This window comes from Singulisphaera sp. GP187, from assembly GCF_900129635.1.
GTDB lineage: Bacteria > Planctomycetota > Planctomycetia > Isosphaerales > Isosphaeraceae > Singulisphaera.
The window spans coordinates 2,731,266-2,743,229 of the sequence record NZ_FSRB01000002.1 but is presented as its reverse complement, the minus strand read 5'-3'; the positions used below and the strand labels follow the sequence as shown (position 1 = coordinate 2,743,229).

The window sequence follows — 11,964 nt, the reverse complement described above, 5'->3', positions numbered from 1 at the left end:
TCTTGAACAATAACGAAGAAAGATCCGACAGCATGAAGAGGTGCTTTTTCGTTTCCATCGCGCAGCTGGTCCTGGTCGGTTCGACGGTCGGGTTGTCTGCGGCCGAGAGTGAGACTTTTGCGGGCGCCGCAGCGGCGTCGGGCACTTACAAGCGGCCGCAGTTGCTCGTTGACGGCAAGCGTTATGAGCTGAAGGCCTCAGACAATGCCGATCGCTCGGTGGCGAAGCGACTGGCGGAGTTCTCGAAGGGGGACACTGGCACATATCTCGTGAAAGGGACGCGGGGCACCGTCAACGGTGTCGCGGGGATCATCATCGACGGCATCACCGTCTCGTCCCGACTGGCCGAGACCGGCCCCTCGGCGCGGCCCGATCCGCATCGGTACAAGTCGTACGAATACACCGAAGCGGGCCGTACGTTGCGCCTCATCATCCCGGCGGACCTGGCGGTTGTGCGGGGTATCCTGGTGGTCGGGCCGTATGCCCGTGCCGACTCGAGAGACTACTACCAACAGGTCTGGTACCGCGAATTCATGCACCTGCACGGCTTCGCTTTCCTGGGCGCGCACTGGCCCTCCAGTTCGCACGCCGAGAACTTCAAGACGATGCAGCACGCCCTCAAGCAACTCGCCGCGGACTCGAAGCACCCGGAGCTCGTCAACGCGCCGTATGCCGCTACGGGCTTCTCGGCAGGCGGTGGCTTCGCCAGCAGGCTTCTGGTCGAGGCTCCCGGCAGGGTCATCGCGTCGGTCATCGTCGGCTCTCGCCTGAAGCTGACCGATATCAAACCCACGGCCGCTCATCTGGACACGCCGGCATGCATCATTAACGGCGAAAACGAACACGGCGAAAACGAGCAGGGCGGCATGGCGGCGGTCGTGGAGCCCGTGCTGGCCGAACACCGCCCGAATGGGGCGCGCTGGGGATGGATGGCAGTCCCCGGCGGCGGTCACGAATTCAACGGACAAGAAGTTCTGGCCATGCCCCTATTGGATGCTGCCGTCCGGCTCCGCTACCCCGCTGATGGAGATGTTTGTAAGGGACCGCTGAAGCTGAAGTCGATCGCCCCGCAGTCGGGCTGGGTCGCCGACAATACGACCTGGAGGAGCGGCCTGACGGACATCGCCGCGGCCAGCGATTTCAAAGGCGCTGTCATGAAGTCAAGCTGGCTGCTGAATCAGGACCTTGCCTTTATCTATCGAGCTTACTCGACCTACGACCGCCCGCTGAAGATCACTTCGCCCCACCCCATGAGCGCCCAGGGCGAGGTGTGGGACGCAGGCTCCAGCGTCGTCATCAGTATTGATGACTCCAAGTTCGCCGGCTGGAAGAAGCTGGAACTCTTCGACGGCGCGAAGAAGGTGTCCGAGTTGACGAAAGGCCCCGCTGAGTTCACCGTCCATGACCAACAGCCGGGCTACCACGCATTCTCGATCCTCGGCACGGACAACAAGGGCAACATCCGGCCGTCGAACCCGGTGCTGGTTGTCGTGCGGAATCTGACCGCGACGTCCCAGCCGGCCGACTAAGACACGCGAAGTGCCGGGCCGGAAGCAATTCAACGACCTGGCGGGTGGTTGGAACACTACACCGGGACAACGGCAGGCCCACCAGCGCCTGCCAACGATTCATTCCGCACGTCGGTCAGATCGATCGCATCATCCGGCGTCGGCGAACCTTCTCCGGCAGCACGGACACTCGCCGTCCCTTCCTCTCAGGACGGCCGAGAACGCGGTCGGCTGCGGCAGGATCACAGTCTCCCTGTTGGCCGTGGGGCGCAGTGTGCGTACTGGTGATAAGCGATCCCGCCGACCGAGTGACCGAGGATCTTGACCAACAACCCGAGGACATCAGCCCGAGTGGGTTCCGCATCCGGCGCGGAGCCGTTACAATCGCCTCATATAAATTGGCGAGGCCCCTCAGAGGATCGAGGTGCCCGCCGAGCTACTCGCCGACATCGATCGACACAAATGCATTAGTGGACACATTTGCATTATTTTGAAGCACATGCTTGGCTGTCGGCACCTGCTCAGTACGTATCCCGAGGGGATCGAGATCCAGGCGTAGCTGTGCGATCAGTGCGTGCCTCCTGATCAGCCAGTGGACGGGCCGCAAGCCGACGCTCCGGTCTTACGAGATGATCTGCCTGGATTTCGCGGGCTGGGCGAGCCTAGGGGAGCTTTTTGACCATATTAGCAAAGTAAAGCCTGCGGATGTGTAACGCCTGTGGTTCGCCTTCCGAACCCGCGGTGTTCGCTGCTGCGCGGTGGTTTGCAATGATTCTCCGGAGTCGGCAGCTCGCCCCAGGTCACTGAGGGGGAGTTCCCCACGCCGCCGACGTGTCCTCGCTCGAGCCGAAACCCGCCGAGCAAACGGGGTGCCGAACACTATTGCCTCCGTCCCCCCCTTTTCACACCCGAGCGGTAGCCGATCGTTCGGGATTGACTAACTTGCTAGGTTGCTAGCATACTAGCAGCATGGCCAGCGAAGACATCAAACAATTCAACGTGTACCTGCCGATCGAGTTGATTAGGCAGGTCAAGCATCACGCCATCGAAGCGGAATTGTCGCTCTCGGCCCTCGTTGCGGAAGCGCTGCGGGCCTACCTCGATGCGCGCAAGCCCGAGCGGCGATCGTCGAAAGAACGAGATGTGTCATCAAAGCCGAAAGGAGAAAAGATATGAAAACTGAACGGATAGAGGCCGTGTTCCTGACAACCCACAACTGGGGCAAGGCGGCCAAGTTCTTCCAAGCGTTGGGCTTTACTCTTGAGTTCGAGACCGACCACAATTCGGGCCAGTTCCGCACCGGTGACGGTCCCCATCTCTTCATCGCGGAGGTCCCGGCAAGCCAGAAGCCCGAGGCGCATCTCGTGCTCAAGGTGCCCGACGAAGCCGCCTGCCAACCTGAGGCCATCGTCGATGTGGTCACGCCATTCGAGGACACCCATTGGGGAACAAGGGAAATGACCGTCCGTGATCCCGACGGGCGCATCTGGCGGCTTCAGGCCCCGGCCATGGCGAACAAGTGAGTTCACGATCATGAGCAACAAGCCAGATGTAGCGCCGGACAGCACGGCAGCGCGGGTCGCCTTGTGGCGTGCCTTGCATGTCAAGATCGATCCGCCTCCGCATGTGCTGGAAGACGAGATCGGCCTTAAGCTGCTGGCCCCGGACCAGGGCTGGCACCACCGCGGAGACATGGACCCGCAGTTCACGCGGCCCTTCCGCGCCTCGATCATAGCCCGTGCTCGCTTCATCGAGGACCTGGTTGTGGAACAGGCCGGCCGCGGGCTCAGTCAGTATGTCATCCTCGGCGCCGGTCTCGACAGCTTCGCACAGCGGAGGCCGGAGATCGCGTCCCGGCTCAGGGTGTTTGAGATCGACCAGCCAGGTCCACAGGTTTGGAAGCGCCAGCGTCTGCTCAAGATCGGCTTCGGTGTCCCGGACTGGCTACGCTTCGTGCCGGTCGATTTCCAGGCGGGCGGGTCCTGGCGGGACGGGCTCGTGGCTGCCGGCTTCGATGACAGCAAGCCGGCAATCGTGGTTTCCACGGGCGTCAGCATGTATCTCACCAAGGATGCGAACGCAGCCACGCTGCGCCAGGTCGCGGCGCTCGCCCCGGGATCGACGCTCGCCATGACGTTCCTGCTTCCGCTGGAGCTGGCGGACCCAGAGGTGCGAATCGGGCTCGAGATGGCGGAGAAGGGGGCGCGAGAGAGCGGGACGCCGTTCCTCTGCTTCTTCACGCCGCCTGAGATGCTGACCATAGCGCGCGAAGCCGGATTTAGAGATGTCCAGCACGTGTCGGCAGCGACGCTGACCCAACGCTATTTCGTCGGTCGGACGGATGGCCTTCACCCGCCCAAGAATGCGGAGGAGCTGCTGTTGGCGACAACTTAGTTCAAGTTTCGCATAAACAGGGACGGATCGGGAGCGGCCCGAGGCCTGTTATCGACCCCGGCGACCCCTTGATCAAGTGCGAGTGAGGGCCGAAATCTCCGGCCGATGTCGGCTCAGCCCGCGCGGCTGAGAAACTCGGTGAGCTGCGCAATCCAGGCTTTTAGGTCATACCGGTTGGATAGCGCTCCCTCGGTTTTCTCCTCATAGCTGACCCGCCTCAAGGTCGTCAGCAGGTCGGCAAACGAGGCCTCTTGCTTCTTCGGATACCACGGGCGGACCGGAAAACGAAGAAATCGATGACCGGTCTGGTGGAACCAAACCACCACCAAGCTGTAGAGAAACAACGCCATCGGCGCGGTTCGCTCGATGGCCTTGGGGAGGCGATTGGCGGGATCCTCGAGGCCGAGAAGTTGCTTGGTATTTTCAAAAGTACATTCGATTGCCCAACGGTACGAGTAGGCCGAGAGAATCTGCGGGACGGTCCAATCGAGCTTGGTGCAGTAGAACATCTGATCGGGACGTTTCCCCTGGAGGTCACGCACCAAGACGATCGTCAGGAGTCGGTCCTTGCCGGCCTTGTAGTAGAGGGCCTGGATCGTCTTGACCGCCAAGCTGGCATGGAGCCCGAACTGGTCAAAGTCGTGTGGGGTCCAGGGTTGATTCGCATCCTCGGCCCACTCCTTCATGCCGGGGAGGCGCTGGCCTTTCTTGCGGGGCGCCCCTTTGGATTTCTCCTCCTTGGGAGGCGCTGGCTCATAGAGGGCCCCCTTGGGATGGACATGGCTAATGAGATGGACCGTGGGCGGAAGTTGGCCGAGGATGCTCTGGCCCCCATAGGCGCTGTCGCCGGTGATGACGATCTCGTCGTCGGGGAACCAGTCCGCCGCCAAGTGGATCAATTCCATCGCGAGTTCGGGGCGGGTGCGATGATTGGGATCGGGCTTTGCCTTTTTCTTTTTCTGGTTCTTTTTGCCCTTGGTTAAGCCTTGGCGGTTGACATAGAGCCGCATGGCGATGGGCAAGGCAAAGACTTTGGTCGGTGCCCAGAACGGGTGGACGACGATCAGGCAGAGGACGACCCAGTCGTGTCCCCAACTGACGAGAGCTTTGGCTCGACTGGAGATGAGTGGGTCGTAGTGCATGCCGGCGCCGTAGAGGGTGAGTCCGCGTTTTCGGCAGAGGGTGTCGTCGACGGCCCAGTAAAAAGTGGCGCCCGGTGCGAGGATGGAGACGACAAGCTTGGCCAGGGACATCGAGAAGTGATCGAGGTCCCAAGCGGCATGGCTGAAGAAGCGATGGAAGCGTGACCAATGTCCGATGCCAACCTGGCCGCTGGAGAAGATGAGTTCGGTAATATAGCGGTGGCGATTCGAGAGGATCCAGCCGGAGGCGATCAAGGTGAAGGTGTGGAAGGAGGGATTGGTGAAGACGGGTGTGAATTGCTGTAGCAAGAGGAGGAAGGAGGGTGTAAGTTCCATGGGTCGGCGTCCTGTGTCAGGGGAAATTGTTCGGTGTAAGGCCCAAACAATTTGCCAAAAACTGACAGAGACGCCGACGTTTTTTTTTGGAGCCCTATTGAATCTACAAGTCGGAATTTGACATTTGGGAGAAGTGCGAAACTTGAACTTAGAGTCAGAAAATGGGACGGAGGGAATTCTCGTAATTCGCTCTTCAGGACCCATTTCCATTGAGAATTCCGTCCGTCCCATTTTCTGCTCACCGGCTCCCAACGTCAAACAACGCGGCTTCGATTGGCAATTCCGCATTGATGACACTCGCACGAAACTGAAACAACGCTACCCCAAAAAACAAGGTTTGATGACGGATTGGTCAAATTCTCTTCTACGCATGCATGCCCTTATCATGCCATCCGTGACGGCATTGCCAGAATTGCTTCCGTAATCCAGCACCCACTTCCTCCCGACTCGGCTGGACCAGGTCGGCCTGCCTGGTGGGATGATCCCGCTTGACCACATTCCCCCCAATGACCTACAGTGACATCAGGCGAAATCCTCGCTGAGCAGGGGGCAGTCTGGGCATGGAAACGCGATCAACCGACGCTAAAGGCAGGTTAAGCCTCCCCAAGGCGTTCGCCAATGCCACGGTGATCATCGAGCAGGTAAGCGATACCGAGCTGCGCATCCGCAAGGCGGTGGTCATCCCGGAGGACGAGGTCCGCTTTTATGAAGAAACGGCTTCACCACTGGGCGACCGCGACCGTGACCGCTTTTTGAATTTGCTCGACAATCCCCCAGCGGCCAACGACGCCCTGAAAAAAGCGGCACAGCAGCACGCCGCACGTCATGGCTGACTGGCAGGTCGAGCGGCTGGACCGTTCGCATGACCGGGCATCGTTCTCCTGCGGCAAGCCGCCGCTGGACGAATTCCTCCTGCGCCTGGTCAGCCAGTATGAGAAACGAAACCTCGGTCGCACCTATCTCGCCGTTCGCCCCGGCGGGAAGACGGTAGCCGGCTATTACACGCTGGCATCGGGCAGCGTCGCCTTCCAGAACCTGCCGGAAACCTCGGCCAGGAAACTGCCCCGGCATCCGGTGCCGGTGGTCCTTATCGCCCGCCTGGCGGTCGATAAGACCGCGCCAAGGCAGGGATTGGGCGCGGCATTGCTGATGGATGCCCTCGAACGCTGCCTGGCACTGGCCGATGAGGTAGGCATCCACGCGATCCAAGTAGACGCCATCGATTCCCAGGCGGCTGCGTTCTACGCCAAGTACGGGTTCGTGCCTTTGCAAGACGGGGATTTGCACCTGATCCTGCCGGTCGAGACGGCGCGGGATGCCTTTAAGCGTGACCCCGCGTAGCGATCGTTTCCACGGATCGGATAGACCACCAATCTCACGACGCGGATTGGAGGCGGTTCGCCTCCCCTCCAGTTGCACCGTCCGCACCAGGGCGAGGATCGACTGCACGATGTGCGGCGGCAGAATCGGCAATCTGCCAATGACCTCCAGTAATTCTGGGGTCTGTGCCGCTGCCTCCCGGCCCATTTCCGGCCACACGCACCCACGATTTCCGCAAAAAAAATGTATTCAAATGAGTTGCATCATTCAGGCAGCGAGTGCAATTCCCCCCGCCTCCACTGCCCGAACGAATGCCGCATACGAAAAATCGCGAGTGAATTTTATTTTTACGGTCTCCAAACTTCGTTACTACGAACCTTATTGGTTCCTGACCTCGTTTCGGCTCCCAAGCTGCGTCCTCGGTCCTTGCTCGTCCTGCTACCCGTGAGCCCTGTCCGGCTCGACCCGGCCATCCTTCGGCAACGGGCCGACGATATCGCCAAGTACGTCGCCGCCGACCGGCGGCGGCATGGCCTGATCCATGGCAGCCCTCAGACATCTGTGGTATGGTCGATCCGGAGTTGAGGGTTCGGGCTTGGAATACAGGGGTCTGGACGATGGGCGCTACCGTGTTGGTCGGGGTCATGGCGCTGGTTTTGGTCGGGTCGGGCGGACCGGTGAAGGCGACGGTCGACTTCCGACTTCAGGACCACCGGGGAGCCTGGCACACGCTCGACGAGGCCCTTGCCGGGAAGGTCGTCGTGCTGGCCTTCCTCGGTACCGAGTGCCCCTTGGCCGAGGCCTATGCCCCGAGGCTGGCCGAGATCGCCCGCAATTTCGAGAAGCGAGGCGTCGGCTTCTTCGGCGTCGACGCCAACCAGCAGGACGGGCCGGTCGCGATCGGCCGGTTCGTCGACAAGCACGGCCTGCCGTTCCCGATCCTCAAGGACGTCGGCAACGGCCTGGCCGACCGCCTCGGGGCCGAGCGGACGCCCGAGGTTTTCGTGCTTGATGGGTCGCGGGCCGTCGTCTACCGGGGCCGGGTCGACGACCAGTACGCCATCGGTATCCATCGACCCTCGCCCACTCGGCACGATCTGGTCGACGCCCTCGAGGCGGTCGTCGCCGGGCGACCGGTCGCGACGCCGAGGACCAACGCGGTCGGCTGCACGATCGGCCGGGCCACGAAGTCGGCCGAGGGGGGCGCCGTGACGTACGCCAGGGAGGTCTCTCGCATCCTCCAGTCACGCTGCGTCGCATGCCACCGACCGGGCGAGATCGCCCCGTTCTCCCTGACCGACTACCGCCAGGCGGCCGGATGGTCGAGCATGATTGCCGAGGTCGTTGATGAGGGTCGGATGCCCCCCTGGCACGCCTCGCCCGAGCACGGCAAGTTCGCCAACGACGCCCGGCTCTCGGCCTCCGAAAAAAAGGTGATCCACGACTGGGTCGCCGCCGGCGCGCCCGAGGGAGACCCGGCCGACCTGCCCGCGCCGGCCCCATTCGTCGAGGGATGGCAGATCCCCCGGCCCGACCTCGTCCTGGAGATGCCCCGCGCGGTCGAGATCCCGGCCGAGGGGTCGATGCCTTACGAGCTCGTCACGATCGACCCGAAGTTGACCCGCGACGTCTGGGTCCGGGCCTCCCAGGTCCGGCCGGGGAACCCGGCGGTCGTCCACCACGTGGTCGCCCTCGTCCTGCCGCCCGGTGTCGAGACGATCGACGAGGCCGGCGGCGACTTTCTCGCGGCCTACGCCCCGGGGATGCCGCCCCGCGAAATGCGCGACGGCGTGGCGAAGCGTATCGTGGCCGGATCGAGGATCGTCCTCCAACTCCACTACACTCCCCGGGGGACGAAGCAGGTCGACCGGAGCCGGATCGGCCTCGTCTTCGCCGATCCGGCATCGGTCCACAAAGAACTGATGTCGGGCATGGCGCTCAACTTCCGCCTCCAGATCCCGCCCGGGACGCGCGACTACGTCTCGCGGGCCGATTTCCGGTTCTCGCGGCCCTCGCTGCTCCTCTCGCTGATGCCGCACATGCACCTGCGGGGCAAGTCGATGAAGTTCGTCGCCGAGTACCCGGACGGCCGCCGCGAGGTCATCCTCGACGTCCCCCGGTATGAGTTCGACTGGCAGAACCTCTACGTCCTCGACCAACCCAAGCCGATGCCCGAGGGGACGATCCTCCACACCGAGGCCCACTTCGACAACTCGGCCGAGAACCCGAACAATCCGGATCCGAGGCGTGCCGTCACCTTCGGCGAGCAGACGCGGGACGAGATGCACGTCGGATATCTCAACTTCGCCCTCGCCGACCAGGACCTCGCCCTCGGCATGCCCACCTCGAAGCGGCTCGCGAGCGGCCAGTACGAGGTCACATTCCTCCACCGCCCGGCCGGGCCCGCGAAGTCGGTCGCCCTCGTCGGCACGTTCACCGATTGGAAGAAACGGCCCCTCGCCATGACGGGGCCGGACGCGCAGGGGAGCTACTCGACGACGATCGTGCTCGGCCCCGGGGCGCACGAGTACAAGTTCCTCATCGACGGGGAGACCTTCCGCCACGACCCGGGCAACCCCGATTCGGCCGGCTTCTTCCACAACAGCCTGATTCGGCTGCCCTGAGCCGGGCCGGGCCGGTTCGAATCGGGTCGGGCCGATCATTCGTGCCGGAGCGCCGACACTGTTTCAACCTTCGCGGCGCGCCAGGCCGGGTAGAGCGCCGCGACGATCGTCACGCCGACGGTGAAGAGGACGACCGTCACGCCGATCCAGGCGGGGAAGGCGAAGATCGAGCCCGAAAGGTGGACCTTCATGTCGCTGTGGACCATCGAACGGACCCATGCGTTGCCCGGGAACGAGATCGACCATGCCAGGAGCAGGCCGAGCGACCCGCCAACGAGGCCGATCACGCTCGCCTCGATGAGGAAAATGGCCTGGAGGTGCCAGTTCGCCGCGCCGACGGCCTTCATGATGCCGATCTCGCGGCGCCGTTCGAGGATGCTCATCAGCATCGTGTTGGCGATCCCGAGCGACGAGACGAGGAGGGCCACACCGGCCACGCACGTCATCCCGCCGAAGATGAGCAGGTAGGTCAGCCGCTCGCGCTCAATCATCTCGACGATCGACTGACTTCCCAGGCCGAGGGCTTCGACCTTGTCGACGACCTCCTGGACGTTCCTGATGTCGTCGACGTAGAGGATCGCCCGGGCGATCCCCTGATCGCGACGGGCCGGGTCGCGGAAGGTCAGGTCAACCGCCGTCCGCCGGGGCATGACCAGGTCCGTGTCGGCAGGGAGCTGGCTCCAGGCTTCCTTCTCCTCCTCCTCGGTCATCTCGCGGAAGATCCCGACGACCCGGAAGTTGTCCTCGACGACGCCCGGGGCGACCCCCTCCGATTCCTGCCGGATCGCCTCCCGCAGGGCTGCGATCTCCTCGCCGGTCAGGCTGAGTCGGTCGAGCGCGCCCGGGAGCTGCCAGGCGAGCTGGCGGAGGGCCATCTGCTCGTCCCGGCCGCCGCGGGCTTTCGACCGGCCGGCCAGCGAGACGTTGAAGCTCGGCCCGTCATCCTCTTGGGCCGGGAGCTCGACCCGCAGCGGTTTGCCAATGGCCTGGTCCAGGTCCGCGTCGTCGATCAGGCCGATCCGGTACGCGAACATCTCGGAGAGCAGGACCGATCGCTCGTCGTCCGAGTCGAACGATCGGCCGACGGTGACCCGCTTGCGGAACTCGGGAGTCTCGCCGGCGCCTGACGAGACGCTCGCCTCCTCGGGTCGGTTGCCCATGGTCGTGACGACCCTGCTGCCGACGATCGGGACCATCCGCACGACATGGGGGATTCGTGAGAGTGCTTTCAGCCGTTCCTGGGTCAGGTTGACCTGCTCCCAGACGGAATTGCCCTGTCGGGCTTGCTGGGCGAGGACCTTGTGGATTCGCTCGTGGCGGCTCGGCGACATCCGCCCGGCGACCTTCACGTCCTCCGCCGCCTTGGACTCGACCGCCCGCGGCCTGGGATAGACCGTCACTTTTCGCGAGATGTCTCCCTTGCTCGACTCTCGCTCGATCGTCCGCTGGACTCCCTCGTTGATCGACAAACTCGCGGCGAGTACGAACGCGCCGAAGATGACACCCAGTGTCGTCAGGCAGGTACGCATCTTCTGATGGCCGAACGAATCGAGGGGGAAGCGGAGCAGGTCGATCCAGCGCACTCGTTGATCCTCCATCCACTCTCGATCAAAGGTCCCCGGCCACGATCCGGCCATCGACCAGTCGGACGATTCGGTCTGTGCAGCTCGCGGCGAGCTCTTCGTCGTGCGTGACGAGGACGAGGGTGGCGTCGTGCTCGCGGACATGGTCGAGGATCAGGGCCATGACCTGCCGCGCCGTCTGGCTGTCGAGGTTGCCCGTCGGCTCGTCGGCCAGGATGACCCGGGGCCGGTTGACCAGCGCCCGCGCCACGGCGACCCGCTGGCTCTCGCCGCCGCTCATCTCATCCGGCCTGTGATCCAGCCTGGCCCCGAGCCCGACCGCTTCCAGTGCCCGCCGGGCGGCGGCCAGCCGGTCGCGCGGCGATCGGCCGGCGAAGACCATCGGCAGCTCGACGTTCTCGACGGCCGACCTCGAGGCGATCAGGTTGAACGACTGGAAGATGATCCCGACGGTCGTCGACCGGAACCGGGCCATCTCTTGCCCCGAGAGTCGGTCGAGGTCCCGCCCGCCAACCTGCAAGCTGCCCGAGCTGGGCCAGTCGAGACCGCCCAGGAGGTTCAAGAACGTCGATTTCCCCGACCCCGACTTGCCCAGCAGGGCCACCCGTTCGCCGTCCGCGACCTCGATCGAGACGTCCCGCAGCACCTCGACCCGGGCGTCCTTCGCCCCGTACGCCTTGCGAACGTCGACCGCCCGAATCGCCATCCCGTCCGCTCCATCGCGATCCGATCCCATCCTGATCCCACCTCGATTCGATCCGCCCCTCCGACACCCGTCGACGACCGAACATCCTACCAGGTCACATAGCCACCGCCAGGGCCGACCCATCATGAGCGGCGACCGGACCCGATCGGTGCCCGATCAAGGCAACAGCGGCCAGGCACCTATGCTGAGCAAGTCAGGTGTCTTGGATAGCCCATCGAGAGTGCAAGTCGGACCAAATCTCCCCTAAAGCTCCCAGGCTGCCCAATTGAAGTGCCTGGCGATAATAGGCCCGTTAGACTTTTTCTCCGAAGCATTGCAAGTTGGGATACCACGTTGCAGCGGTGGCTGGAC

The 11,964-nt window shown here is 63.4% G+C and carries 10 protein-coding genes; 7 read left to right on the top strand and 3 right to left on the bottom strand.

Going from position 1 to position 11,964, the window contains the following annotated elements; all coding sequences use genetic code 11:
* The first annotated feature begins 2 nt into the window (after positions 1–2).
* From BUS42_RS45670 to BUS42_RS34950, 4 genes are all read left to right on the top strand, one after another.
* Positions 3–1,529, top strand: a complete 1,527-nt coding sequence (locus tag BUS42_RS45670; protein ID WP_254053990.1) for a dienelactone hydrolase family protein — start codon at positions 3–5, stop codon at positions 1,527–1,529.
* A 948-nt stretch (positions 1,530–2,477) separates the two neighbouring features.
* Positions 2,478–2,684, top strand: a complete 207-nt coding sequence (locus BUS42_RS34960) for a ribbon-helix-helix protein, CopG family (protein ID WP_074314896.1) — start codon at positions 2,478–2,480, stop codon at positions 2,682–2,684.
* Entirely contained in the window at positions 2,681–3,031 is a 351-nt protein-coding gene (locus tag BUS42_RS34955; protein WP_074314894.1) for a VOC family protein, read from the top strand. Before BUS42_RS34960 ends, BUS42_RS34955 begins: the two co-directional genes overlap by 4 nt.
* Before the next feature lie 10 nt (positions 3,032–3,041).
* On the top strand, positions 3,042–3,902 hold the full coding sequence (locus BUS42_RS34950) for a class I SAM-dependent methyltransferase (protein WP_074314891.1): 861 nt from the start codon (positions 3,042–3,044) through the stop codon (positions 3,900–3,902).
* Positions 3,903–4,015: 113 nt separating this feature from the next.
* Here BUS42_RS34950 and BUS42_RS34945 read toward each other — a convergent pair whose 3' ends face one another.
* Positions 4,016–5,380 carry an IS701 family transposase gene (locus BUS42_RS34945; protein WP_074304624.1) on the bottom strand — a complete coding sequence of 455 codons (1,365 nt, stop codon included), beginning with the start codon at positions 5,378–5,380 and terminating at the stop codon, positions 4,016–4,018.
* A gap of 560 nt (positions 5,381–5,940) precedes the next feature.
* On the opposite strand from BUS42_RS34945, the gene BUS42_RS34940 reads away from it, so the two are divergent.
* The 3 genes from BUS42_RS34940 to BUS42_RS34925 all read left to right on the top strand — a co-directional run bounded on the left by BUS42_RS34940 (position 5,941) and on the right by BUS42_RS34925 (position 9,324).
* The gene (locus BUS42_RS34940; protein WP_074314888.1) at positions 5,941–6,213 is read left to right on the top strand and encodes a type II toxin -antitoxin system TacA 1-like antitoxin; all 273 of its coding nucleotides are present in this window, start codon (positions 5,941–5,943) and stop codon (positions 6,211–6,213) included.
* Positions 6,206–6,721, top strand: a complete 516-nt coding sequence (locus BUS42_RS34935) for a GNAT family N-acetyltransferase (protein ID WP_074314885.1) — start codon at positions 6,206–6,208, stop codon at positions 6,719–6,721. The genes BUS42_RS34940 and BUS42_RS34935 overlap by 8 nt, the downstream gene beginning before the upstream one ends.
* 596 nt (positions 6,722–7,317) lie before the next feature.
* Positions 7,318–9,324: a redoxin domain-containing protein gene (locus BUS42_RS34925; RefSeq protein WP_159452332.1), complete on the top strand. Its 2,007-nt coding sequence runs from the start codon at positions 7,318–7,320 to the stop codon at positions 9,322–9,324.
* Positions 9,325–9,359: 35 nt separating this feature from the next.
* Here BUS42_RS34925 and BUS42_RS34920 read toward each other — a convergent pair whose 3' ends face one another.
* Positions 9,360–10,922, bottom strand: coding sequence for an ABC transporter permease (locus BUS42_RS34920; RefSeq protein ID WP_074314877.1), 1,563 nt, complete (start codon positions 10,920–10,922; stop codon positions 9,360–9,362).
* Between the two features lie 10 nt (positions 10,923–10,932).
* A complete protein-coding gene (locus tag BUS42_RS34915; RefSeq protein ID WP_074315726.1) occupies positions 10,933–11,613 on the bottom strand; it encodes an ABC transporter ATP-binding protein in 681 nt (226 codons plus the stop codon).
* Positions 11,614–11,964: the final 351 nt, after the last annotated feature.